The sequence below is a fragment of the Vibrio sp. VGrn 2 genome (assembly GCF_009361695.1).
In the GTDB taxonomy this organism is placed as follows: Bacteria; Pseudomonadota; Gammaproteobacteria; order Enterobacterales; family Vibrionaceae; genus Vibrio; species Vibrio diabolicus.
In genome coordinates, this window is sequence record NZ_RBWD01000007.1 from 186,561 (window position 1) to 212,399 (window position 25,839).

A 25,839-nucleotide genomic window follows, 5' to 3' on the forward strand; every position below is an offset into this window, starting at 1 on the left:
TTTTAGCGCACGTACTTAGCGGTTGCGCTGACTAAAAAGTGCTGCAACTTTCCATCCGATTTTGGTACCCACAAGTCGTTGTGGTATTGGTAGATACGGCCATTGACGGTCACAGACAAGGTGTTATCACCCGTTTGTTCCATGCGAATAAACTGATCCGAAGTGACCAAAAACGGCTCTTGTTCTTCAATGCTCTGTCCCGTTGCCAATACGAAGTAGCCGAATCGGTTGCCAGCATCCGGATCGGTTGAGTAGATTCGATGCCCAACGAGGCTGTAGTCGTCGTTGAGTGCCTGCTCAAGCGTTTTTTGCCCGATGGTTTCGTGCGATGGAATAAATACCCAAGCCAACACACCTGCCGCAATGACTGCCAGTAGAAGCAGCATTTGCATGAACTTTCTCATCATAAATACCGTTTAACGTTGAAATTTCATTTTGTACATGCACTTATCCGCTATGCTGATAAGAAAGTCAACATTGTTACTGTCTTTTGGGTATTGGGCTAAGCCCATGCTGGTTGATAGTGTTGCGACGTTGTCGGAGTTTAGTATTGGCGCATCAAATACCGCATTGATATGCTCACGAACGCCTTCTTCATCAACATGCTCCCCTTCGAGGATGACGGCGAACTCATCGCCTCCCATGCGATAGACGGTAAAATCATTCAACGCCATAGATTTAAGCCGTCTAGCAACTTCACGCAGTACGGTGTCTCCCACTTGGTGACCGTGTGTATCGTTGACACTTTTAAAACCATTTAAATCTAAAATCCACAGAGAAAAAGGCCTTTTCTCTTGAGTGAGCTCATGCAGGTTGATAAATAGTGCATTGCGATTTCCAAGATGAGTCAGTGGGTCGCTGAGCGCCAGTTTTCTATGGAAATGGGATTCACGATAAAAGAAATAAGTCAGAGACAGGATCGACAAAACGAATGTAGCAAACAGCATATACTGCGCTTGCATTAACCGTTGCGTTTCTCCTTTCTGTGCCTCATAGACTTTGCTGCTTAGGCGAAAGTTCTGATTAACGAAATCGACCAAGCTTAAGTACAGTGTTTGAGTGGATCGATAAAATTGAGCCGCAGCTTGGCTATCGCCAGTTCTTGCTTCAACTAATTGCGCTTCCAGACCCTGAAATTCCTCAAAAAGATCAATGAAATACTGATGCATATTATTTCGAGAGAAAAAAGTGTAGGCTTCATTACTACTAATTAATAAATCGAATCTACTCCAGGCCAATTCATATTGCAGCTCTGCACCTTCGATATTTAATACATTTTCATCGACTCGTCTCGCTTCTCCGACAAGTTCCGAAAGCTCTTTAGAGAGTTGGAATAAAAACCAGGTTGCTTGTTTTTGCTCATTATTAAAGTTTTGTGACAGTGCGCGTGTCTGCTGCAGAAGCAATACATTTGCGAGAAGCAAAGAAGTGGCAAACACCACAAGCAACATTTTACTGGTTGTCGAGTATTGTGGTGCTCTCTGCTTTTGAGGGGTGGGTTCTGATAACTTCATTCTTATTATTTTGCTTTCATCTCATTTACTTGCCAGACCATTTGCGCGTGATATTTATTGTAGTTGAGCTCAGGATAGAGACTAAGAGAGTATATTACCCAAAATGGCCCCTTATTCCTGACTTTTATATAGTGTTGATCTTGTTGGTAAGCCAGTATTGGTTGGTATCTAAGAATGTCTTGTCGAGACAGTGTCGAGTGATAGTCATTCAAGCTACTGACATCAACTTGTTCTGGCACTTTGCCATAGACGTGGGTGAGGAGCGTACTAAGTTTGACCCCAAGAAATTCAGAAGAAGCAGGGATCCAAGGCAGCGTGGTTGTGTAGCTGGTGGTTGGTAAAGATTGAATCTCTTCCAGTTTTAATGTGACACTAGGTTGTTGGCTACTGCTAAATACGATCGTACTTGCAGATAAGAATGGCGCAACAAAAAACAGACCTAGCGCGACTATCTTTTTCATCATATGCCCTTTGAGTTTTATTCTTTTTGCTGAGCTAGGACAAAGGTGCTAGCGGTAGTTTATTTGTAATTGTAATAATAGAGCCAACCGGATGAGATTTTATAATATGTTATGTTTGAAAAGTAACTGTCGGTTTACTGTACGTCAAGGTTATTAAGTGACTTCTTAATTAAAAGGTCAGAAATATGCGTTATTATTTCGCTCTATAACGAATTCGCGTCAGTTCGCAGATTTTTAATGGAAATTAATCCTATTTTCAACCGATGAATTGTATTGTGAATGAGAATTAGAAGGGTTAATGATTGAGGTACAAGCAAATCCGATTTCATCCTTACATTGTTCTCTATCTTTATTCCAATGTTATTTAAGATTGGTATGTTAATACGCACCAAAAATAAAGCCACCTAGGTAGGTGACTTTATTTTTTAATTCATCAAGTTACTTCTATGAATTAGGCAAACAAATACTTCGCATGGAAGTTGAGATGATCGTCAATAAAGCTTGAGATGAAATAATAGCTATGGTCATAACCAGATTGCATTCTTAAGTTCAGGTTTGAATCATGCAATTTTGCTGCAGCAACCAGCGCTTCTGGCCTAAGTTGCTCGTTAAGGAAGCCATCCGCATCACCTTGATCAACCAAAATAGGAAGTGGTGATTGTTTTTGCTTGAGAAGCTCACTTGCATCGTATTGCTTCCAGCTTTCAATATCTTTGCCTAAGTAAGCAGTAAAGGCTTTTTGTCCCCAAGGGCATTGGACTGGGTTACAGATAGGGCTAAACGCCGATATTGAGCTATATTGTTCTGCGTTTTTCAGACCAATGGTTAATGCTCCGTGACCTCCCATGCTGTGCCCAGAAATCGATTTTACTTCTGAGACAGGGAAATTGCTTTCAATGATCTCTGGTAACTCTTTAGTCACGTAATCGTACATGAAGTAATGCAGTGACCAAGGTGCTTGAGTCGCATTAAGGTAAAAGCCAGCTCCTTTACCCAGGTCATAGTTTTCATCGTCAGCGATACCTTCGCCTCTTGGACTCGTGTCCGGAGCAATGATCGCAATGCCAAGCTCGGCCGCCATACGAAATGCGCCCGCTTTTTGCATAAAGTTTTCATCGGTGCAGGTTAAGCCCGACAACCAGTACAAAGCGGGTACGGGGTTCGATTTAGTGGCATTCGGTGGTAAGAAAATCGCAAAGCGCATCGTGCAGTTTAGGGCTTTGGATTCGTGTGTATATTGTTTGTGCCAACCGCCAAACACTTTGGCCTGGCTTACATTTTCAATGGTCATGAATAAACTCTCTAACAACAGAATGAATTCAGGCTCCCCAAAAGGAGAGCCTGAGGCAGCATTATTGATCCATATGAATAACAGTACGGATGCTCTTACCTTCGTGCATCAGATCAAACGCTTTGTTTACGTCAGCCAATCCCATTGTATGAGTAATGAACTCTTGCAAGCCAAACTCACCAGCCATGTAACGGTTTACGATTTCTGGAAGCTCAGAGCGGCCTTTAACACCACCGAAAGCCGAGCCACGCCATACACGACCAGTTACGAGCTGGAATGGACGAGTTGAGATCTCTTGACCTGCACCCGCAACACCGATGATCACCGATTCCCCCCAACCTTTGTGACAACATTCAAGTGCTTGACGCATCACGTTTACGTTACCGATACATTCGAATGAGTAGTCAACACCACCGTCAGTCATCTCAACAATCACTTCTTGGATAGGCTTGTCGAATTTCTGTGGGTTAATCACATCGGTTGCGCCTAGCTGTTTTGCAAGATCGAATTTGCTTTCGTTGATATCGATACCGATGATGCGGCTTGCACCCACCATGCGTGCACCGATGATCGCTGAAAGACCGATACCACCCAGACCGAATATCGCAACCGTATCGCCTTTTTCAACTTTTGCCGTATTCATAACTGCGCCCATACCAGTTGTTACGCCACAACCTAACAGACACACTTCTTCAAGTGGTGCATCTTTGTTTACTTTCGCTAGCGAGATTTCAGGGAGTACCGTGTACTCAGAGAAAGTAGAACAACCCATGTAGTGGAAAATGGTTTCACCGTTGATAGAAAAACGGCTTGTGCCATCTGGCATCAGACCTTTACCTTGTGTTTCACGCACTGCCTGACAAAGGTTGGTTTTGCCCGATTTACAGAACTTACACTCGCCACATTCTGCGGTGTACAGTGGAATTACGTGGTCGCCAACCTCAACGCTGGTAACGCCTTCGCCAACCATTTCAACAATACCGCCACCTTCGTGACCAAGAATCGAAGGGAAGATGCCTTCTGGATCGTCGCCTGACAGAGTGAACGCATCAGTATGACAAACACCTGTCGCGACGATGCGCACTAGCACTTCACCCGCTTTAGGAAGCTGTACATCCACTTCTTCCATTTTCAGTGGTTCGCCAGCGGCCCATGCAACCATTGCCTTGGATTTGATGTGAGTTTGACCAGGTTTGATTTCAACAGTCATTGGATTTTCCTTTATATTCTCAGTATATGGAGTGACGTAATAAGCGTAGTTAAGGTTTGCTTACTGCGCTGAGTCGTTTTGTTGATATCTATTCTAGGTGTTTCAATAAAAATGATAATCCGTCCATTTTGAAAATGATTTTTACATATACGTAATAATGGTAAGGTAAGCAGATTATAAGAGTGTGACGTCTCCTCAAAGCGGAAGGGAAAGCGGAAAAGGCAGTTGACCTGAAGTTAGGTAGAGGGGCTAGAGTAGAACGCAATCAACCCATCAGCGAAGTAAGAGTGATTATGAACAAGACGGATCTGAATGCCTATTTAACCAAGCTCGGTTTGCCAAGAGAGCTACCTGCCGATTTAGAAACATTACATAAAGTACACGTGGCGCAGCACCGCAGCCTGCCGTTTGAAAACTTTGATATTGCGTTGCAGCGCGGCATCTCTGTTGAGATTGAAGACATCATTCAAAAAACGGTGTATCACTCTCGCGGTGGTTACTGCTTTGAATTGAATGGCTTAATGCTTGAGGTACTCAATACTCTCGGATTTGAAGCACGCAGTTTACTAGGACGTGTGCATGTGTCGGGCACACCAACGGGCCGCAGCCATCAAATCACGTTGGTGACGCTGGATGAACAAGCATGGATTGTCGATGTAGGCTTTGGCTCCAATACGCCGCGCGCGCCATTGCCGTTTATCCTCAACCAAGTGATTCAGACGGATTTACAAACCTTCCGCTTTGTTGAAGATGCCCAGTTTGGTTACTTCCTTCAAGTGTTGTCAACGGACGGAACGGACACATGGAACAACCTTTATAGCTTCGATTTAGAGTTTGTGTTTGCGGGTGACATCGCGTGTGGCAACTTTTTTACCTCCACTTCTCCTCACTCGCGTTTTACCAGTGCAAGAGTCGCGGCGAAAGCAACAGAAAGTGGGTTGGTGACATTGCTTAACTACACACTCAAATACACCAGCCAAGGTGAGCAGACAGAATTGGAGTTAGAGCCGGGCCAAGCCTATTTGGATGCATTGAAAGAATACTTCGGCATTGAGCTTGATGCGCAGTACGGCGATCTTCGTCCGTTGCCTGATGCGTAAAATTCTCCCGTTTTCAAAGCGTAGCGCGACGAGAACATTTTCATCACTATTTGTCTAAAAGAGGTCGACAGGAATACAGCATGGCGAATTGGGAAGGGGTCAGCGAATTTGTTGCTGTGGCAGAAACCAACAGTTTTACCGGAGCAGCAGCTAAGCTGAAAACATCGGTGGCACAAATCAGTCGTCGGGTATCAGCACTTGAAGAACGACTTGCGGTGAAATTGCTGCATCGCACGACGCGAAAAGTCTCCCTGTCTGAAGCCGGACAACTCTATTACCAGCAGTGTAAACATTTGGTGGAAGGGTTAGAACTGGCCGAGCTTGCCGTAACGCAAATGCAGACCGAACCGCGCGGTTTACTGCGCGTGACGGCTCCTGTGACGTATGGGGAAATGAACCTCGCGCCGCTTTTGCATCAGTTTTTGGAAAAGTACCCGCGTGTGGATCTCGATTTAGTGCTGACCAACCAAAAGCTGGATTTGATTGAGCAAGGTGTGGACGTGGCGATTCGTCTTGGCCGCTTGCAAGATTCCAGCATGATTGCTAAACGTCTTTCGTCGCGCCAAAACTATGTGTGTGCCAGTCCGATGTATTTGGAGCGTTTTGGTGAGCCACATACGTTGTCGGAATTGGGACGGCATCAGTGCTTGGTTGGCTCTGTCGACTATTGGCACTTTAAAGAAAATAAACGCGATAAATCTTTACGCGTGTCGGGACGGATTAAATGCAACAGCGGTTTTGCTTTGGTGGACGCAGCGAAACGTGGTCTGGGTTTAGTGCAGCTGCCGGACTACTACGTGCAAGAAGCGTTAGACAGTGGTGAGTTAGTCGAAGTGCTGACCGATTACCGCGACGATCGCGAAGGCATTTGGGCGCTGTATCCGCAAAGTCGCAATTTGTCGCCAAAAGTGCGGTTATTGATCGACTTTTTGGCACAAGAGCTTGTTGATTAGCGGTTTAAAGTGTCTCATTACAAGGTATGTTGCTAAAACGCCCGGTAATGCCGGGCGTTTTTATTGGGATGAGAGCTGGAATCGAAAAGACATGAACCACTATTGATTGGATTCCGCGTCTTCACGTTTAATCACTTTGTGCCCGTCTTCCGACACGCCTTGTTTCCAATAGCTGCTGATGTAGATATTTTCACGATCAACTTCTTTCTCGTTGCGGAAGTATTGGCGTAGCGCGCGCATTGAATCGAACTCACAGGCACACCATACTGCGGCGTCCCCATCTAGCCATTTTTGTTCGCGTACCGCTTCTGCTAGGGTTTGACCTTCTGTAAGCCAAATTAGCTCCATACCACCTGGTGCGTGCAGAGGCTGGATGTCTGCCGCAGACATCACACTGATCACGGCATAGCCTTTTGCCTCTTCTGGTAGCGTACGAATTTTCGCTGAAAGAGCAGGAAGTGCTGTCATATCGGCGGCCATAAAGAACCAGTCAGCCTCGGTATTCAAATTAGAGATACTGCCTGGACCTACGATATTAATCGTATCGCCTTTTTGTGCGGCCATCGCCCAACGCGCGGCAAAGCCACACTGTAAATCTTGTGTGGTGTGGCGGACAAAATCGACTTCGATGGTGTGTGTTTCCGGATGGAAACGACGAATAGTATAGGTTCGCATTAATGGTCGGTCATCGTCGCTTAGCGTGCTCAAATCGGTACCGCCCATCTCATTGAACAATAGCTTGATGTAGCTACCTTCGCAGTCGCGTGGAAACTGGCTTAGCGCTTCACCTTGCAAAGTAATACGCTGCATATTTGGGGTAATTGTCTCTGTATCTGTGACAACAATCGTTTTAGGTTGAGGCTTCTTCTTCATCTTTGACTCTACTCGATAATTATTCTCTTTCTCATTTAAGGTTATCAAGATCTCTCATAAGAGGGTAGTGTCTTTATATAAATTTACACTGTGAATTGAGCTGGATTATTGGAGTATTGCAGTAGTACTGGGGACTGGGGCGAGCAAAATACGTAGAAAAAATAAGAAAGGGCACGCCAACATGCCCTCTCGAACTTAACGATGTAAAGGCTTACTGAGTCTGCTCAAGTAAATGTGTTTTTAGGAATCTATCCATCGCTTGGTAACCATCAAGACGGTTCTCTAAAGAGCGGAATCCGTGCCCCTCATTTTCCTTCACGATGTATTCGACCTCGACGCCTCGTTCACGCAGTGCATTAACGATTTGGTCTGACTCGCTCTTCACCACGCGTGGATCTTGTGCTCCCTGTAGAACCAATAAGGGTGCCTTAATTTGGTCGACATGGAACACTGGTGAGTAGGCTTTCATCATTTTCGCGTCTTCAGGATCATTCGGATTGCCTACTTGCTCGTGTAACATTGCAAGGAATGGTGCCCAATAAGGTGGAATGGAGTCCATAAAGGTAAATAAGTTAGATACGCCAACGTAGTCGATTCCGCACTTATATAAATCCGGAGTGAATGTCACCCCCGCCAGAGTTGCGTAGCCGCCATAAGAGGCACCATAAATACATACGTTGCCATCTTGTGCGTAACCTTGTTCGGTAGCCCATTTGACACCGTCGGTAATGTCATCCTGCATGGATTGTCCCCATTGCTTGAACGACTTCTCCCAAAACTCGCGACCATAACCAGTTGAGCCCCTGAAGTTCATTTGCAGCACGGCGATACCACGATTAGCGAATAATTGTACCTCAGGCTGAAATCCCCAGTGATCACGAGCCCATGGACCACCGTGTGGGAGCACAAGCAAAGGCAGATCTTTGGCTTCTCGACCCTTCGGCAGCGTTAGGTACCCATGAATGGTTTCTCCATCGCGAGCGGTGTATTGGATAGGCGTCATCTTCGCCATATGTTCTGGCTTATGCCATGGAGCGTTTTCTGCCAATTTCTCCAATTTATCTGCTTTACGATCGTAGAAGTAGTAATTTGGTCGATCGACATCGCTGTAGGTGACGACAATCATTTTACTTTCATCTCGCGTCGCACTGGTTACAGAAATTTCTACATTTGGCAGTTTCTCTGAGAGGCGTTCGAAGGTTTGTTGGTAGGAATCATCTAAGAAGTGATAGTGGTTTTTATCTGTCACGTAAGAGACTGAAACCAGCTTATTAAGCGCTTCAGAGTAGTGAGCGCTATTCACGTCAACTTCCGGGTGAGAGAAGATTTCTCGTATTTCTTTATTGGCTTTTACATCGTATTCAACGATGGCTGATTTATCACGCGTAATTCGTGATGCCACATATAAGTTTTTGTTGTCCGGCGTGAATGAAATGGGGCTAAAGCTCTCTTTGAAAGTGAGATTCTTTAGCGGCTTAAATTCATCTTCAACCGTATCGCGATATAAAACGGAGGTATTAACACCATCTGATGTGGTGATGACACGAATGTTGCCATCGTGATCGGTACCCCATGAGCGCACATTGCCCGGGTTTTGCGCGACGAGAGTATTTTCGCCTGTTTTTAGATTATGTCGATAGACATCAAAGACTTGCGGGTTACGCTCGTTACTCGAAATCAAAATGTCATCGGGTTGATTGTCTAGTGTGTCGATGACGTATGCCACAACGCCGGATGTCGGTGTGATGGTTTTCTCTTCGCCTGTTTTGACATTAACCGTCACGAGATAAAAGTTTTCATCTCCTCCCGTATCACGAGAGTAAATTACGGTGTCTTCGCCAACCCAGTAGTAGTATGCAATGTCGCGCCCTGTTACGGATGTGACGCGTTTTATCTGATCGGGGTTATCTGTGGGATAAACAAAGACGTTCTTACGGTCTTGCCATGGCTTCATCATTGAGATGTAGTCACCAGCAGGAGAGATTTGATAGCTAGAAACTTCGCTGTTTTTAAAGAAATAATCCACTGGATACTCGGGTGGAATCATTTCAGCATTGGTTGTGGTGGATGTTTGACTGCAACCCGCCAATAATAATCCAAAAGTGGCAGCAAGAATAAGCTTGCGAGTGTGCATTGTGTAACGCTCCTTGTGTAAAAGACCTTAAGCTCATGAGCTTTTGGCCAGGGTGATAGATTCATCGCAGTTACTGCGAGCAAGCAACGAACATTAAAAATAGCTGTGGCTTATGATTAGTGTGCTTTTAATAAATAGCGCATTGCTTCGCTACTATGACCCTGGCATTGTCCAAAAGTGGCGTTAGATTGTGATTATTGATTCAGTATCTACCTGAACTTTGTATTAGATCACGGTTTTACGGCTATTTTGTCTTCTATATCATTGGGATAGTCGACAGCAGTAAAAGCGCTGCCATCCCATAGTTAAACCCTTTTACACGCCTAGATGTGGTCAACCAGCGTTGAAGTTGCATGCCTGCCGCGGTCCAAAATGTTACCGATGGCAAGTTAGCTAAGCAGAAGATACCCGCGATAAAAGTCAGCTCTAGCCATGAGCCACCGCTGCTGTACACGGTAATAGCCGTTAACGCCATCGACCAACCCTTCGGGTTCACCCATTGGAATGCCACCGCCCCTAAAAAAGACATTGGGCGAAAATCGTGTTTTGCTTCGGTTTTTCCGCTCGTGGCGATTTTGTACGTCAAGTACAGCAAATAACTCAAGCTCAATACTTTCAAAATGGAGTGAGTAATCGGGTAAGCGTTGAAGAGGCTCATCAAACCAATGCCCACCAAAATTAACATGGCACCAAAGCCGAAGGTAATGCCCAACATGTGTGGGATAGTGCGTTTAAAGCCGACATTTGCCCCTGAGGTCATCAACATAATGTTATTGGGACCCGGCGTAAAAGTGGAGACAAAAGCGAACAACGCCAAAGCGCCCAGTTGATGATATTCCATAGATTGTTCCTTGAATCAGTTCTCGATAAGTTGAGAACAACTATAAGTAGAACTGAGGTCAATATTGTGCTTTTATTTGATGATTAGAAACTAAATAAGCAATGAAACATCATCATGGATAGATTTGACGAAAGAATATTGCAATTGCTCAAACGAGACGGAAGAATCTCCAATGTAGAGCTGTCGGAACGCGTTGGTTTATCTCCGTCTGCAACCTTACGCCGAGTGCAAGATTTAGAGCGTAAAGGCGTGATCAAAGGCTACCGAGCGGTGCTGGATAATCAGCAACTTGGTGTGGGTTTTGTCGCTTACGTGTCTATTGGTTTGGCCTCGCACTCTAAACAAGCACAGCTTGGTTTTGAAGAACACTTGCGCTTTGTAGATGAAGTGGTGGAATGTCACAATATTACGGGAGCCAATGAATATTTAATACGCGTAGAAACGCAAAATTTGGCCGCATATAAAGCGTTCCATGCCGATGTACTGGGTGAGTGTGAGCACGTCAAGTCGATCACAACCATGGTGGTAATGGACACACCGAAAGACGAACGTTAGTCGGTCAAGAGTGGCATGGTTTTGTGGCACATGAATTTGAAGTGACTCGAAAGAGTCAGTCGAGTATGAGATAAGTACACAACAAATGCTGGAAAGCAGATGGCACTCTTACAATTTCCACCTTTATTCTCACCTTCGAAATAATCTCATCCTGCTAGTTTTGCTTAAACCGCTTGTGTTCATGAGCGGCGAGTCAGCAAATTTAAGGATGAACGATGAAATCACATGTAACACTTCCTCTTTTGAGCTTAAGCGCTGTTGCCGCATTGAGCTCATTTAACGTCAACGCCCACGGCTGGGTAGAATTTCCAAGTGCTCGTCAGAATACGTGTTATTTAGACGGTGGTTTTTGGACCAATGAGATCCCCAACCAAGCGTGTAAAGCGGCTTTTGAAGAATCTGGTGCTTACCCGTTTGTGCAACGCAGTGAAATTGCAGCAAACGTACCAAATTACCGAGATATGGAGCATGTTAAAGCCGTAGTCCGTGACGGCGAACTGTGTTCTGCCGGCGATGCCGCTAAGAAAGGCTTGAACATTCCTTCTCCAAACTGGCAGCGCACCAATGTTACGCCAGATGCAAATAACCAGATTGAATTGGTGTTTTACGGCAAGGCGCCGCACAACCCATCATACTGGGAATTCTATCTCACCAAGCCGACCTATGATGATTCAAAACCGCTTACTTGGAATGATTTAGAGCTGATCGACACCGCAGGTGATGTGTATGTTGATGCGGAAAAACGCTACCGTATTCAGGTGACTTTCCCTGCTGAGCGCTCGGGCGATGCGGTGCTTTATACTCGTTGGCAGCGCATTGATGTCGCTGGTGAAGGTTTCTACAACTGTAGTGACATTACGTTAAACGGAACGGGCACGACGCCACCGACTGACCCTGTTGATCCAACCGAACCGGGCAACAATCTGACATCTCTGGGCTACTTTGTTCAGCAAGGTTTTGGACCAGTAGAAGCGGGTGACACCATCCGTTTCCGTACGTTTAATGCGACAGGCAATGAAATTGTTGATATTTCACTGCCAATCAGCGCAAACAATACGACGACTTGGGCGGCAGAAATTGCGGATCAATTTAACGCGCAGCAAACGGGCGATTGGTATGTAGGCATTTGGCATCAAGAGATGAACCACTACATGTTCGATAGTAAGAACGTGAATGCGAACCAAGTATTAGCGCCAAGCGCAGACTTCAGTTATGCGTTGTCACTGATCAAAGCGGATGTACCGCCACCAGTTGAACCAACCAACTTGTGGGACAAGACGGCCGTTTACGACCAAGGTGATGTGGTGACGCACAACGGTAAAGAATGGACTGCCCAGTGGTGGACGTCTGGTGAGGAACCAGGCACAACGGGTCAATGGGGGGTATGGCGTTAAGCCAGTTATTCGGGTCCTGATCAATAAAACCCTTCTCATGTGAGAAGGGTTTGTTTTTTCAGTCTAAAACGACCACTTTGGCGGAGTGGTTGTCTTGAAAATCAGAGCACATATCGTTATTCGCTTGCTCTCCACTCGATCCAGTTGAGCATCGCGTAGTCTGCCAGTTTGAGCATCGGAATGTCTTCGTGTGTATCACCGTAGGCATAAATAGACTCAAACTCGTCGAGCGAAAACGCCGCCTTAACGCGCGAGACTTTTCTTTCTAAACTGCAATCACCTTGCTGGTAAAAGCCACTCAGTTTTGGCTGTTCTGAGATCAGTTCACTGCACAGCAAGCGGTAACCGTTCGCTTCACACCAAGGCTTGAGATACGCATTGAGTGATGCCGACACCACCACAATGGTATCGCCTCTGTGTTGATGCCACGCCAACCTTTCCATCGCTTCTGGCCGTATGTACAGCGGGATCACTTCATGGGCAAACTGAGCGCCAATCGCTTCAATTTGCTGCGTTTCTTTCCCTGAAAATGCAATAAAACTGCTGAGTGGACGCATAACACGAGCGGGTAACACTCCGAGTTTGTACAGCGCATAAAATGGCATGATAGCGACCTTTCCTACTCGTTTGCGCAGGCCATAAGCAGAATAGTGGAGGAAAAGGCTAAACATATCCTCTCGGGTGATGGTGCCATCAAAATCAAACAGTGCCAGTGACGGCTTGGTAGTATCGAGCAAATTCAGCGCCTATTTTTCGATTTAAGATCGTTTTGTGTTTATTGATAAAATACTGCCAACCAGATGGTTTCTTGCGTTGGGTCAGTCCAGCTCACTTTGTGTTTGGTATGAGCCGGAATTGTCACGTGATCGCCTGCCTCAAGTCGTTGCACTACACCTGATTCAAAAGTCAGCTCTCCAGCTCCTTTAAGAACCAATACCCATTCATGTTCTTCTTGATCGTACCAGCCACTTTTGGGCGAGGTTTGCCCTGTTGAGACAATGCGTTCTATACGCAGGTTTTTGTGGGTCAGCAGGTCTTCGAACACTTCCTCGTCGAGGTTATTCGGTAAGTCTTTAAACAGGTTCATGGCCTTTCCTTAGATAATGATCAGTCCAAAAGGCGCAAGCAATTGCTCTTGTTGCCAATCACAAATTTTAACACCAAACAGAGAAACGCGGCGAACATCCAGCCCGTCTAGTTCGACATGAGTCAGATCACATTGCTCAACGTTAAAGGTTCCCCATTGTTCTGACGAGAATTCGCAGCGAGATAAATCCGAGCCTTTAAGAGTTGCCCCCGCGAGGTTCGCTCCGTTCCAACGGTTTTCAAAGAGGTCACATTTTTCTAGTAACACTCGCTCGAAGTTACAGTAGGTGAGGTTGCAGCCAGTAATAAAAGCAGAACAGAAAAACATGGTGTTACTGACGCGATTAGCAAAGTTCGCACCTTGGAAGTTTGCCCCTTTGAGATCGCACTTACGCAGCTCCAAGCCCATACAATTTGCGCCGTTAAACAGGCTCATCGCCAACATACAGTTCGTGAAGCTGGCATCTTTTAAGTTCGCGAAGCGAAAACTACACCCTTCTAGCGCTTTGGATTCGATAAAGCGACAGTCGATGAACTTAGCATCGCGCAGATCGGCATGGTCGAAACTGCACATATAAAAGTGGCAGTTTTTAAAGGTGGCATTCTGAAAATCGTGGTGAGAAAAGTTTTCTCGCTCAAAAATGAGATCGGTTTTTAACATGTCTTCTCCTTAGCTGCGAGCAGACTAGCACTCCAAGTGACTGATTTTCCAGAAAAATAACTTCTTGTATTTCAGTGTTTTACAAACCCCTCAAATCGCGATTTTAAGGGGGCAAACGAGCGTTTTAAGTGGGTTATTTTTTGAAAATAGAAGACGTAGAGGAAGAAAAAAGTTTTTGCTGGCTACGGACCTTAGCGAGAGGATTCGTGTTTTTGAGCATGCATAGCTTCTCACACGCACAGTTTGCATTACAGAATTGTATCCGATTTGCATAATTTGTTGATCGGTATGGCGTTTCTCTATACAAAAAACCTATATTTTTCACAAATTGATTTCCATCAAAATAGTAGGGTTTCTATGTGCTAGATTGCGCGCAGCTCAAAAAAATATAGATGCCCGTGTGCTTCAAGGCGCTGAGTTTACTTGAAATCTAAGGCCAGTCAGCAGGCACACCTTTGGGTACGACATAACGAAGCCCTATAAAAGGAAATAAAAAATGAAAAAAACAATCTGCAGTCTAGCAGTGGTTGCTGCACTCGTGTCACCAAGTGTTTTCGCTCATAAACAAGGTGACTTCGTCCTTCGTGTTGGTGCGGCGTCTGTCGTTCCAAATGACAGCAGCGATAAGATTCTTGGTTCTCAAGAAGAATTGAAAGTGGATTCAAATACGCAGCTTGGTTTGACGTTTGGCTACATGTTCACAGATAACATCAGCCTAGAGCTTCTAGCAGCAACACCATTCAGCCACGATATCTCAACAGATTTGTTAGGTCTTGGTGATATCGCGGACACCAAACATCTTCCACCAACGCTTATGGTTCAGTACTACTTTGGCGAGCCACAAAGTAAGTTCCGTCCATATGTTGGTGCAGGTCTCAACTACACCATGTTCTTTGATGAGGGTTTCAATAGCACGGGTAAAGGCGCTGGTCTTTCAGATCTTAAGTTGGATGACTCATTCGGTCTAGCAGCGAATATTGGTGTGGACTACATGATCAACGATCAATGGTTCCTCAACGCTGCTGCGTGGTACGCAAACATTGAAACAGAAGCAACTTACAAAGCAGGTGGAGCGAAGCAAAAAACCGACGTCAAAATTAACCCTTGGGTATTTATGATCAGCGGCGGTTACAAGTTCTAAGAAAAACCAGTAGTTACACGCACATTACTATTATTGGCATGACTTTGGGGGCGGTTACGGGGACTGCCCCTCTTTTTTATCCTCGTTTTGATTGCACATCATTTACTCCACTTAGCAACATGCAAAATTGGATCTTTACCTTGCAGATCATTTTATTGTCGGAAGATCGAAAAGTCCTACACTGATCACATAATTGAACAAGTGGACAATATAAATGAGCGGCGACATCGCGAAGCATTCTTCCTCCAGATCTAAGCTGGTAAAAACTCTTTTCTTTACTCTCTGTGTTATCGCATTTGGTGCGATGTATTGGTCTTGGCAGTATTCAGACAGTCATCCAAGCACGGAAGATGCCTACGTTAGGGCAAAAATTTTGTCGGTAGCGCCTCAAGTAAAAGGCCAAGTGGTTTCTGTAGATGTCAAAGACTTCCAATCTGTTAACAAAGGTGACCTACTGCTGAAGATAGATTCACGCCCATATCTGTTGGCAGTGAAGCAAGCAAAAGCAGCATACCAATTGGCGGTCCAGCAACATGACGTTGCCGATAAGCAGGTAACTGAAGCTGTGGCGGGCTTAGATGCGGCGCGCTCTAACCTGACAGAAGCGCAAGTGGAGTACAAACGTACGGATTCTCTAGTGAAACGCAAACTGGCGTCGGACCAAGATTTAGATACGGCGAAAAACAAACTTGCTAATGCCCAAGCGAGCCTAGAGCAAGCGCGTGCGACGGTAGAAAAAGCCATTGCGAACCGTGGTGAAGAAGGCGTAGAGGCTGCGGTTGTTCAACAAGCGGCAGCGCAGTTAGCGCAAGCGGAGCTGAACTTGAGTTACACCGACATTACGTCACCAGTGGATGGCATTGCCGGAGAAATCAATACGCACGTGGGCTCGGTCGTTAGCGTGGGTCAAACGCTGTTCCCTGTGATTTTAAAAGACAGCTATTGGGTACGCGCGAACTTTAAAGAAACCGATCTTACGCATATCAAACCTGGCATGCATGCGGATGTGGTGATTGATATGTACCCAGACGTGGTGTGGAAAGCAACGGTAGCACAACTGTCGCCTGCGAGTGGTACATCGTTCTCCTTGATGCCACCAGAAAACGCAACGGGTAACTGGGTCAAAATCAAACAGCGTTTCCCTGTACGTTTGGCATTAGAAGTACCAGTCGATGCGCCGCAACTTCGCGTGGGTGCGAGCTCAGAAGTCACCATTGATTTGCAAAGTAGCGTGCAATGAGCCATCAAATTACGGCAGACAAACGGGGTATTGCCACCGTCGCCGTGATGCTTTCTGCCATCATGGTGTTAATCGATATGACCGTTGCGAACGTGTCGCTATCGCACATGATGGGCGCGTTGGGCGCAACAGCAGACCAAATTACTTGGGTGCTGACGGGTTACAGCATGGCGGAAGCGATCTTCATTCCGATGACCAGTTTCTGGGTGTCTCGCTTTGGTGAACGCAAAGTCATGCTGGTTGCCGTGATCGGTTTTGTGATTGCCAGTGCGCTTTGTGGGCAAGCACAGTCGCTTGAAGAGATGGTGCTATTTCGCATTATCCAAGGCGCTTTCGGCGCGTCGGTGATTCCATTGGCGCAGTCGACGTTAGTGCAGATTTATCCGTACGAGCAAAAAGGCAAAGCGATGGCGATTTTCTCCATCGGCATTTTGCTTGGTCCTATTTTGGGCCCAGTCGTGGGTGGCGTGATCACCGACAACATCAACTGGCGCTGGATTTTTTACATCAACTTGCCATTCGGTTTGATCTGTACCTCTTTGATTTATCGCTATATCCACATCGACAACAAATCCAAACCTAACTTTGACTGGTGGATCATCGGTTACATGGCGTTAGGTGTGGGCGCGTTGCAGTTTGTGTTGGATAAAGGGAACGAAGAAGACTGGCTCAACTCACGCATGATTCAGACGGCGATATTGCTCGCGGTCATGGGATTGGTTATGTGGATCCATCGCAGTTGGAAAACCAAAAGCCCAATAGCGCCATTATGGCTGCTTAAAGACCGAAATCTTATGGTCTCGTCGCTGATGATTGCTGTGGTGTCGATGGCGATGTTTGGTCTGACGACTCAACAACCGATGTTGTTGGAAAGCTTGCTGAATTATCCGGTCTCAACCACTGGCTTGTTAATGGCACCGCGTGGATTGGCGTCAGCGGCGATGTTGATTTTGGTGATTAAACTCAATCCGCAATTCGATCCCAGAATCAAAATAGTCTTTGGCTTGAGCTGCATCGGGATTGGTAGTTATTTGATGACGCAATACTCACTGCAGATCGATACATTTTGGATTGTGATGCCGAGTATGATTCAGGGCATGGGGCTTGGTTTAACCTTCTCGACGCTGTCCACCTTGGCGTATTTAACGATTCCGAAAGAGCAATCTGTCGCGGCGGCGAGCATTTACAATCTGTTCCGTACCATTGGTAGTTCGTTTGGTATTTCTATCGCCACCACGTTCCAATATCGAGATAGTGAGCAGCAATGGCATGCGCTGGGAGAGGGTATTAATCCTTATAACCCCAACTTGCATGACTGGGCGGCCAATCAGGGGCTTTCCATTACTGACCCGGTTGCGTTAGACCAATACCAACAGATGTTGCAGCAGCAATCGCAAATGGTCGCGTTTGTGCACACCTTCCAGCTTGTGGGAGTGATGTTCGTGATCATGATGCCGATGCTGGTTTTCATCCGGTCGCGTGAATAACAACAAGTTCAGGTGAACCGTGTAAGAGAACGCCTCTCAAGTTGTGTCAGCTTGAGAGGCGTTTTTTATTGGACGGTATCAGTGAAAGAAGGACGTTTACTCAAACGTCACTTCATCAAAATGCGGATTGGCTTTGAGCGCGCGCATTGCGACTAATTGTTCAGTCGGGAAGGCGGTGTGCTCACCATCCATATCTAAAAACAAGCACTCTTGTCGCTGCATGTCGTAGCCTGTGTCGAACGCGTTGCCCTGATGAGTTTCACCATTTTTTAGTGTGATCTCGATAGGGAGCTTAAACATACAGGCGATTTCAATAAAATCGTATTGGCTGCAAGTCACCATAGTTTTCTCCTTTCAAACCGACGCAGTATTCAGAAGGTTTGAGAACCGTTTCCTTAAATAGAAGACGTTTGATTGAAACTGAATCTTCATCTTACACCTCATTTTGGTCACGAAATAGACATACACGCACGTTTTAATAAACCTACTGTTGAGCGTTCGCAAGCGAGACAAAACTACGATATGTCTGAGACGATACTTAAGCGCACATACCTAACGAGTGAACAAAAGACACAAAAGCCAAGTTCACTGATTCCGCCTCAAACCTACCATGCGCAGTTGGCGCACCGTGTTCACCACTCGCCTCAATTTGAAAACGGCCGCGTTAAAAACGAGATGCCAAACGTCCCTAGTCCGCAATCATTCTGGCAGGTGTGTTGGAGTTATCTTGGTGGTAGAACGCCGTTGAGTCCTAACGAACATCTGCCACATTCCCCAATTCAACCCACGCAGTTTGCGCAGCGAAGTGAATCGATGCGCCTTACTTGGCTGGGCCACTCTAGTATGCTGGTGGAGGTCGATGGTATTCGAATTCTGACCGATCCGGTATTTGATTACGCTTCTCCGTTCATCGCAAAAGCGTGGTTTGAACGCAATATTCCCAATACCCATGCCAGAGATTGTTTGCCGATTCCTGAAATTATCGTGATTTCGCACGATCATTACGACCATTTAGAAGCATCGACCATACGTTTCTACGCCGATAAACCCGTGACGTTTTATGTACCCTTAGGGGTTGGCAAGCATCTGATAAAGTGGGGCGTTTGCGCAGACAACATCGTGGAATTCGATTGGTGGGATAGCGTGCACTATGCCGGAATCGAACTGATTTGTACGCCCGCTAACCATAATTCGGGTCGTACTTATTTCGATAAAAACTCGACCTTGTGGGCTTCTTGGGTCATCAAAGGCAAAGAAGAGACGCTCTATTTTAGTGGCGATTCAGCTTACGATTCGCACTTTTCCGAGATAGCACAGCGATGTGGACCGATCGACATTGCCTGTTTGGAAGTGGCTGCCGATGTGAAAGGCCAAGGTTATCCGGTCGAAAACTGGGGGCACATGCAGGCTCATCATACCGTGCAAGCGTTTCGCGATTTAAATGCGAAAAAACTGTTGCCAGTACATTGGGCTACATACGAGCTGTTTACTCACCGCTGGGACGAACCGATTTTAGATTTGCTTGCCCATTGTCAAAAAGAACATATAACGCTGCTGACGCCAATGCCGGGGGAGAGTTTTTACGTTCATCAAGAACATATAAATAAACAATGGTGGCGAGAAAAAGAAATATGTGAGCCAGATATAATTTTGACTTAATAACATGATCTTACTTCAATAATTATTTTATAAATTAACCTTGTTATTTTCAGAATATAACAAGGTTTTTACTGGTCATTGAAATTCAAAATTTCCATAGGTTCACTTTCCAATTGTGATCTCACGCTTTTATAAATCGATTGGTGTCATTTTTTGATACTTTTCATCTGAAAATTTGCGCTCTTATCAGAAAAGTTTTAGTAAAAATCTTTGCCATCTTAATTTTACTCTTCAAAACAATTATACTGACTATTATCTTGATAAGCCCATAGGGCAATGGCCATAACTTGTTCAGGGTGGGTAAAATGCGTCCAGTTAAAGAAAAGTAAAAAATTTTAATGGATAAGATATGTTTTACGCCAACAAGATAGAATATTGAGACCAAAATCACAAGAGTAGGACTCTCTTGAATTTATCATCATGGATGCTGAATAAATAAAATACAGGCATTGTTAGATGAATAATTCTGCAACGTATTTACTTGCTGCTTTACGAGAAAAAATAAAAGAAAAAGGCATTGGATATTCCGAGCTTTCTATTGGACTTGGAATCCCGCTTTCTACTATAAAAAGGCAGCTTCACAATACGTCTCTTGGTTTAGATAAAATCTTGTTGTACGCCACGCACCTTGATACGGATTTGGTTGAGTTATCCATGCGAGGTAAGCAGCTGCAGCAAGAGAGTGAACAGTTTATCACCGACACCAACAGTGAGATTTTTCATCAATATCCTCACTTATTTGATTTTCTTTATCTTTTGCGTCGACCTGAGTGGTCTTTAGAAGAGATCGCTCGGAGATACCAGCTGAGTGATACTTCCGTTGCGCTCTATTTACGTGCACTAGAAATGATGGATTACATTGAACTGAAAGGGGATAAAAACTATCAATTTAAAGATACAGGCCGCTTTATTTTTGAAGAAGGTTCAAATTTAGACACGCTATTTGCACAGCGCTTTCGTGAAGAAGTGTTTAGCCACGATATTCGACCTCCAATTTGTGTTGGACGCATTGCGATTACCGAAGAACAAGAAGAAAAACTGGCAAATGAAGTGTACAACAAATTAATTGAGTTTGATGTTCAAAATAAAACCAGTGAAAACAGTCAACGCCTAAAAAACGTTTTACTCACTTTTACGCCTGGTAATCAGATATTTTTGGCTGACACAATTCCGAATATTAATGGCGATTTATTAAAAGCCATCACTGTCGCTAAAGAAAAATAAAAGAATAATTATCAGAAGCTTGTGCTTATTTAGTGCGAGCCGGGCTTCTGCACACTAAAAACACTCATTTATATAAATGAGAATATAAAAATAACGTAAATAATAGGGAAAAAGTATGTTTAAAAAGAGCACACTTGCCATTCTGATCGGGGCTACTATTTCGCTTGTTGGATGTGGTTCCAATGATAAAACTGAAATCCGTTTACCACAGGCGCCAACTTCGGAATTTACTAACGTGATTGATCGTACTGGTAATCCAACTTACCTGCGTGATTACGACAGTTATTCGAACCTGAAGTACAACGCGTTGACGGATAACGGCGCGTGGCATGGCCATTTGCTACCTGAAGATGCGGCGGGTTATGGCGCTTTCGGCGGTATTATGCAAGTGACGCAAGAGTACGCGCATTTTATGTCTGGCCAAACGTTCGACAAGCTCACGTTGACCGACAAAGTTAGTGGCCAAACTTACGACTTATCGAACGCAGAAGCGAAAGTCTATTCCATTCCAGGTGCGTTAGTGCAGGTGTTGGACTTGGAGGATATTCACGTGCAAATGGTGCTGCGCTTCGTAACTGATCGCTCTTCGCTGGTGGAAACGCTCATCACTAACAAAACTGATCGTGATATGAACTTGGCGTTGGAGTGGGACGGCGAGTTGGTGAAATACGCGCTGTCGACGCGCAAAGACCAAACCGTTGCGCAGTACTACCCAGATTACAAGCGCCAGATTTCGACCATCGAGAACGGCATTAAAATTAACTTTAGCGAGATGAAAGACAACTGGGCGATCCGTAATGATCGCGATGCCGAGTTCCGCATTACTCGTTCTCTACCGACGAAGACGTTCACCAACGAAACCTCATTCAGTTCTACCGCGGAGATGAGCCTACCAGCTGAGCAAACATCGGCGGTTTATACGGCGTATTCTAACCTGCATAATGCGAAAGAAGTGCAGTCAGAATCGTTGAAATTGCAAGATGTATTGGCGAATCCAACTCAATACATGGAAGCGTCGAAAGCGCGTTGGGACGGCTATTTAGCGAATGGTCTTATCAACAAAGAAGCGACAGCAGACCAAGCTCGCGTAGCGGTAAAAGCGATGGAGACCCTAAACGGTAACTGGCGCTCTGCGGCGGGCGACATTGAACAAGCGACAGTCACGCCATCGGTCACTGCGCGTTGGTTCTCTGGTAACTTAACATGGCCGTGGGATTCGTGGAAACAAGCGTACGCGATGGCGCATTTCAACCCAGATGTTGCGATGGACAACATTCGCACGGTATTCCAAGAGCAAGTTCAAGCTGATGACAAGATTCGTCCGCAAGACAAAGGCTACTTGCTGGATGTATTGACGTACACCAAACCTGTTAGTCGTGGTGGTGCTGGCTCTGAAAACTGGAACGAACGCAATACGAAACCATCGTTGGCGGCATGGTCTGTGATGGAGGTGTATCACGCTCTCGTGAACCAGTTTGATCGCCCAGAAGACGCGCAAAAATTCATTGATGAAATGTATCCGAAGTTGGTGGCATACCACGATTGGTGGCTATCAAACCGCGACCACAACCAAAATGGTGTGCCTGAATACGGCGCGGCAGTGGACCCAGCACACAACACGGAAGAAGGCGTGATGTACGTTTGGGTAGAAACGCGCGATCCTAACTTCACGACCATTATTCCTGCAGAAGACATCATCGAGCAAAACGGCAATTCTTATAAAGTAAAAGGCATGGCGTCTTACAATAAGATTCTCGATAAAGTGGATTACATGACGATTCACGTTGGCGCACAAGAAGCGGCGGGCTGGGAATCGGGCATGGATAACGCGGCTCGTTTTGGCTTTATCTACAACATCCACAATATGAATTCGCAAGCTGAAGACATCAGCAATCCAGACAGAAATGTGGATCAACTTGGTCGCTACGCGGCAAGTGCGTACGGCTTTGATAACAGCATCAAGCTGGAAGGCGAAGAGTGGGTGTACAGTAATACGTCAGCGGAAAACTTAGCGAAACTCGATCTTGCGAAGAAAGATTGGGAAGTTCGTTTTGCAGAAAATCGCACCAACAATAACGCTGCGGACGGCGAGCTGCTTGGCTTCTCTATGCTGCAAGAATCGGTGGATCAAGCCTCTTACATGTACTCAGACAACAAATACTTAGCGGAAATGGCGAAGTTGGTGTCCGATGGCGTAGAAGGTAAAGATCGTGCGCAAGAATTCCTTAACGGCGCAGAAAAAATCAAGACTTACATTAACCAATGTATGTTTGATGAAAGCACAGGATTCTTCTACGACATTCACTTAAATGTGGCTGAAGATGGCACTACTCCTGCGCCTCTTGCAAATGGTTGTGCGGGTTTGCCGATTGTAGAGCGTGGAAAAGGCCCTGAAGGTTGGTCGCCGCTGTTTAATGGTGCAGCAACGCAAGAGCATGCCGATAAAGTGATCGCGGTGATGCGTGATCAAGACGAGTTCAACACGCCAGATAAATTCCAAGGAACGGGTGTGCCTTTGCCGACCGCATCGCAAACCAACCCTGCTTACGGTAAAGATGTGTACTGGCGTGGTCGTGTGTGGCTAGACCAAGTGTACTTTGGCTTCCGTGCGATGGAAAACTACGGCTACAAAGAAGAAGCGATTGCAATGGCGAATGAGCTGTTTAACAACGCAGAAGGTATGACGGGTGACATGCCAATCCGTGAAAACTACAACCCTGAGACCGGCGCGGTACAAGGTGCGTCGAACTTCTCTTGGTCTGCGGCGCATTTGTACATGATGTACAACGGATTCTTCAAAAACTAGATCGCACACATTAGGCGCTTTGGATGACCCCCCTAGCATTCGTAGCGCTTAACGAACGATAATTCAGTGATAAATAAGACAAACCGGACTGTATTGGCAGTCCGGTTTTTTTATGTCTCTTGTCACACAGATTTTAGTGCTGGGTCAGGGCGCGTTGCCAAATCGAAAGCATCTCTTCACTAAACAAGTAAAAGCGCATGTCGAGTGCCGCGTATTCCGGTCTTTGGCAAACGGCCATCGCGACTTCTGCTGCTTCTTGGGGCGGGTAACCATACACTCCGCAAGAAATCGCAGGCAGTGCCACACTTTGGCAATGCTTGTCGAGCGCGAGATCCAGCGAACGTTGATATGCAGATTCCAACACCGCTTTTGGATCGGCGAATTTATCGTAAATCGGGCCAACGGCATGAATGACGTAACGCGCGTTTAAATTGCCAGCCTCAGTAATGCGTGCGTCACCAAACGGGCATCGAATACCGTCGACATCATCAACGGCATAACACGCATTGATAAGCGCAGGCCCTGCTGCGCGATGAATGGCACCATCGACGCCACCTCCGCCGAGCATTCTCGGGTTTGCTGCATTCACGATGGCATCGACATGTGCGGTGGTGATGTCGCCTTGGACTAACGAGATCGCGTTCATTTTTTGAGCCTTCTACAATGATGAGAAACAAATGGTCAGGAACACAGTTAAGTGTAGCTTACTCATCAATCACTTGAGGTTTTAACTCGACGACATTTCCTTCCGGATCATGTATATAGAGTGATCTACCGAACCCTTGTGCGCCATACCGCTTCGCAAACTCTTCGGTTTCAATGCCGTTCGAACGCAGATATTCAAGTATTTCATTTTCGGAAAAAGGCGCTAGTTGCAGGCAAAAATGGTCAATATTACGACCATTTTGAACTGGTGGCTTTCCGCCAAGTTGCCCTAACTCGCTGTCCACCGTCACCACATCAATCAATGCGTTACCAGCCCTGAGCTGGGTTAAACCAAGCTCCATTACTTCGCGCTCGACAGGGCAGCCCAAAATATCTCGATAGAAATGCAACATGGCGTCGAGGTTGCACGTTCTTAACACGACATGATCAAGGGCTTGGATTGCGATTGGGTTGTTGGTGGGCATGCTTCACTCCTTTTGTGCGGTTATGGAAAAGTATACGACCTGCACGTCCATATTGATCGTTAAGCCATTTTTAACATATGCGCATTTAGTCATAAAGAGTGCGTTTAAGAAGAGAGAAAGAGTTTTTGGCGAAACGCCTTGATGTGCGACCGAGTCAGGCGTTTAGGCCTGGTCACGCGCCCAAGCTCGCAAACATTGATGGGAAGTGCTGGATTCATCTCGTTTATGGAAAATCAGTTTATAGCTGACTGGCTCGGAAAACATTGGAGTTTGAATGACTTGCAGATTCAAAGCCGATTGCCATTTCTGCGCCAAAGACAGGGGAAGCACGCCTAAGCAATCGTGTTTCGCCACATAAAGCATCATGCCAGAGAGCGATGTTGTCATCATTTCCACATCACGCTCTTGCAGCCCTGGCTGGTGAACTTCGGTGTCGCTAACTGGGAAGTCTTCGTCTCCGACAAACCGACAGTGCTTTTCAGAATAAAACTGTTCTTGTTCGATTTTTCCTGCGATACGTGGGTGATCTTGACGACAAATCACCACCATTGGCTCTTCAAAAACTGATTCACTGATAAACGATGGGTTATGAATGGTCGTTGGGCTAATAATCAAATCGATCTGTTTAAGTCGTAGATCGTTCAATAACGAAGGTAAATCCGTATCGGCGCAAATGCTGATCGTGTTGGTTGGTGTGATGCGGTGGATCAGCGCTTCATTACAGCTCAGGCGGAAAGTGCTTTGATCGGAAATGGCATCATTGATCATCGCAAACGCCTGATGAAATTTAGGTAGCAACTGATGCGCTACAGAAGTGAGTTTGATTTGTCGCCCATCCTTCACAAATAACGATTTGTTGGTTTCTTTTTCCAAACGCTTCATGGATGCGCTAATCGCTGGCTGAGTTAGCCCTAGGTGCTCTGCGGCGCGAGAGTAAGATTGATATTCAGCAACAATTAAAAAGGTTTGGATTAGATTAAAATCCATACGATACCTAAATAAAAATAATCACTAGATTCAGTGGGCGTCTCTTTGATTTTTGGGCTTGATGTTCGCCCTAGACACCCACCTTGAAATAA

25 protein-coding genes are annotated in these 25,839 nt (G+C 45.7%); 10 read left to right on the top strand and 15 right to left on the bottom strand.

The window, feature by feature from the left end:
- Positions 1–2: 2 nt before the first annotated feature.
- From D8S93_RS13805 to D8S93_RS13825, 5 genes are all read right to left on the bottom strand, one after another.
- Positions 3–407, bottom strand: a complete 405-nt coding sequence (locus D8S93_RS13805; RefSeq protein WP_005391991.1) for a hypothetical protein — start codon at positions 405–407, stop codon at positions 3–5.
- Between the two features lie 9 nt (positions 408–416).
- Positions 417–1,514, bottom strand: a complete 1,098-nt coding sequence (locus tag D8S93_RS13810) for a GGDEF domain-containing protein (protein WP_152813759.1) — start codon at positions 1,512–1,514, stop codon at positions 417–419.
- A gap of 5 nt (positions 1,515–1,519) precedes the next feature.
- A complete protein-coding gene (locus D8S93_RS13815; protein WP_005391987.1) occupies positions 1,520–1,975 on the bottom strand; it encodes a hypothetical protein in 456 nt (151 codons plus the stop codon).
- Positions 1,976–2,426: 451 nt separating this feature from the next.
- Positions 2,427–3,266, bottom strand: a complete 840-nt coding sequence (fghA, locus tag D8S93_RS13820; protein WP_152813761.1) for an S-formylglutathione hydrolase — start codon at positions 3,264–3,266, stop codon at positions 2,427–2,429.
- A gap of 61 nt (positions 3,267–3,327) precedes the next feature.
- Positions 3,328–4,476 carry an S-(hydroxymethyl)glutathione dehydrogenase/class III alcohol dehydrogenase gene (locus D8S93_RS13825; protein WP_005391984.1) on the bottom strand — a complete coding sequence of 383 codons (1,149 nt, stop codon included), beginning with the start codon at positions 4,474–4,476 and terminating at the stop codon, positions 3,328–3,330.
- 293 nt (positions 4,477–4,769) lie between these two features.
- On the opposite strand from D8S93_RS13825, the gene D8S93_RS13830 reads away from it, so the two are divergent.
- A complete protein-coding gene (locus D8S93_RS13830; RefSeq protein WP_046875599.1) occupies positions 4,770–5,576 on the top strand; it encodes an arylamine N-acetyltransferase family protein in 807 nt (268 codons plus the stop codon).
- A gap of 80 nt (positions 5,577–5,656) precedes the next feature.
- Positions 5,657–6,529 (top strand): LysR family transcriptional regulator, encoded by an 873-nt coding sequence (locus D8S93_RS13835; protein WP_005391982.1) that lies wholly within the window; start codon positions 5,657–5,659, stop codon positions 6,527–6,529.
- A 99-nt stretch (positions 6,530–6,628) separates the two neighbouring features.
- Here the strand turns inward: D8S93_RS13835 and D8S93_RS13840 are convergent, their stop codons facing one another.
- The 3 genes from D8S93_RS13840 to D8S93_RS13850 all read right to left on the bottom strand — a co-directional run bounded on the left by D8S93_RS13840 (position 6,629) and on the right by D8S93_RS13850 (position 10,377).
- Complete coding sequence (locus tag D8S93_RS13840) at positions 6,629–7,402, bottom strand: siderophore-interacting protein (RefSeq protein ID WP_053809682.1); 774 nt, start codon at positions 7,400–7,402, stop codon at positions 6,629–6,631.
- A gap of 211 nt (positions 7,403–7,613) precedes the next feature.
- A complete protein-coding gene (locus tag D8S93_RS13845) occupies positions 7,614–9,536 on the bottom strand; it encodes a S9 family peptidase (protein WP_065645260.1) in 1,923 nt (640 codons plus the stop codon).
- A gap of 256 nt (positions 9,537–9,792) precedes the next feature.
- Positions 9,793–10,377: a LysE family translocator gene (locus tag D8S93_RS13850; RefSeq protein ID WP_152813763.1), complete on the bottom strand. Its 585-nt coding sequence runs from the start codon at positions 10,375–10,377 to the stop codon at positions 9,793–9,795.
- 114 nt (positions 10,378–10,491) lie between these two features.
- Between D8S93_RS13850 and D8S93_RS13855 the strand changes: the two genes are divergently transcribed.
- Positions 10,492–10,932 carry an Lrp/AsnC family transcriptional regulator gene (locus tag D8S93_RS13855; protein ID WP_152813765.1) on the top strand — a complete coding sequence of 147 codons (441 nt, stop codon included), beginning with the start codon at positions 10,492–10,494 and terminating at the stop codon, positions 10,930–10,932.
- A gap of 215 nt (positions 10,933–11,147) precedes the next feature.
- Entirely contained in the window at positions 11,148–12,326 is a 1,179-nt protein-coding gene (locus D8S93_RS13860) for a lytic polysaccharide monooxygenase (RefSeq protein WP_152813767.1), read from the top strand.
- Positions 12,327–12,442: 116 nt separating this feature from the next.
- On the opposite strand, the gene D8S93_RS13865 is transcribed toward D8S93_RS13860, so the two are convergent.
- From D8S93_RS13865 to D8S93_RS13875, 3 genes are read right to left on the bottom strand one after another with little or no spacing between them, the layout of a single operon-like run.
- Positions 12,443–13,063, bottom strand: a complete 621-nt coding sequence (locus tag D8S93_RS13865; protein WP_152813769.1) for an HAD-IB family hydrolase — start codon at positions 13,061–13,063, stop codon at positions 12,443–12,445.
- Between the two features lie 38 nt (positions 13,064–13,101).
- Positions 13,102–13,413 (bottom strand): cupin domain-containing protein, encoded by a 312-nt coding sequence (locus tag D8S93_RS13870; RefSeq protein WP_025522087.1) that lies wholly within the window; start codon positions 13,411–13,413, stop codon positions 13,102–13,104.
- Positions 13,414–13,422: 9 nt separating this feature from the next.
- Positions 13,423–14,073, bottom strand: a complete 651-nt coding sequence (locus tag D8S93_RS13875) for a Qnr family pentapeptide repeat protein (RefSeq protein WP_152813771.1) — start codon at positions 14,071–14,073, stop codon at positions 13,423–13,425.
- Between the two features lie 496 nt (positions 14,074–14,569).
- On the opposite strand from D8S93_RS13875, the gene ompW reads away from it, so the two are divergent.
- From ompW to D8S93_RS13890, 3 genes are all read left to right on the top strand, one after another.
- Positions 14,570–15,214: an outer membrane protein OmpW gene (gene ompW, locus D8S93_RS13880; protein ID WP_005391962.1), complete on the top strand. Its 645-nt coding sequence runs from the start codon at positions 14,570–14,572 to the stop codon at positions 15,212–15,214.
- Between the two features lie 214 nt (positions 15,215–15,428).
- On the top strand, positions 15,429–16,454 hold the full coding sequence (locus D8S93_RS13885; RefSeq protein ID WP_152813773.1) for an HlyD family secretion protein: 1,026 nt from the start codon (positions 15,429–15,431) through the stop codon (positions 16,452–16,454).
- Positions 16,451–17,941 carry an MDR family MFS transporter gene (locus D8S93_RS13890; RefSeq protein ID WP_152813775.1) on the top strand — a complete coding sequence of 497 codons (1,491 nt, stop codon included), beginning with the start codon at positions 16,451–16,453 and terminating at the stop codon, positions 17,939–17,941. Before D8S93_RS13885 ends, D8S93_RS13890 begins: the two co-directional genes overlap by 4 nt.
- Positions 17,942–18,037: 96 nt before the next feature.
- Here D8S93_RS13890 and D8S93_RS13895 read toward each other — a convergent pair whose 3' ends face one another.
- A complete protein-coding gene (locus D8S93_RS13895) occupies positions 18,038–18,283 on the bottom strand; it encodes a Rho-binding antiterminator (protein ID WP_005460845.1) in 246 nt (81 codons plus the stop codon).
- A 180-nt stretch (positions 18,284–18,463) separates the two neighbouring features.
- On the opposite strand from D8S93_RS13895, the gene D8S93_RS13900 reads away from it, so the two are divergent.
- The 3 genes from D8S93_RS13900 to ygjK all read left to right on the top strand — a co-directional run bounded on the left by D8S93_RS13900 (position 18,464) and on the right by ygjK (position 23,630).
- Entirely contained in the window at positions 18,464–19,600 is a 1,137-nt protein-coding gene (locus D8S93_RS13900) for an MBL fold metallo-hydrolase (protein WP_053809685.1), read from the top strand.
- Between the two features lie 456 nt (positions 19,601–20,056).
- Positions 20,057–20,824, top strand: a complete 768-nt coding sequence (locus tag D8S93_RS13905) for a transcriptional regulator (RefSeq protein WP_085344594.1) — start codon at positions 20,057–20,059, stop codon at positions 20,822–20,824.
- A gap of 115 nt (positions 20,825–20,939) precedes the next feature.
- Complete coding sequence (ygjK, locus tag D8S93_RS13910) at positions 20,940–23,630, top strand: alpha-glucosidase (protein ID WP_152813777.1); 2,691 nt, start codon at positions 20,940–20,942, stop codon at positions 23,628–23,630.
- A gap of 133 nt (positions 23,631–23,763) precedes the next feature.
- Here ygjK and D8S93_RS13915 read toward each other — a convergent pair whose 3' ends face one another.
- The 3 genes from D8S93_RS13915 to D8S93_RS13925 all read right to left on the bottom strand — a co-directional run bounded on the left by D8S93_RS13915 (position 23,764) and on the right by D8S93_RS13925 (position 25,747).
- The gene (locus D8S93_RS13915) at positions 23,764–24,276 is read right to left on the bottom strand and encodes an O-acetyl-ADP-ribose deacetylase (RefSeq protein ID WP_046875590.1); all 513 of its coding nucleotides are present in this window, start codon (positions 24,274–24,276) and stop codon (positions 23,764–23,766) included.
- A 58-nt stretch (positions 24,277–24,334) separates the two neighbouring features.
- A complete protein-coding gene (locus tag D8S93_RS13920) occupies positions 24,335–24,760 on the bottom strand; it encodes a VOC family protein (RefSeq protein WP_005391937.1) in 426 nt (141 codons plus the stop codon).
- 162 nt (positions 24,761–24,922) lie between these two features.
- Positions 24,923–25,747: a LysR family transcriptional regulator gene (locus D8S93_RS13925; protein WP_152813779.1), complete on the bottom strand. Its 825-nt coding sequence runs from the start codon at positions 25,745–25,747 to the stop codon at positions 24,923–24,925.
- Positions 25,748–25,839: the final 92 nt, after the last annotated feature.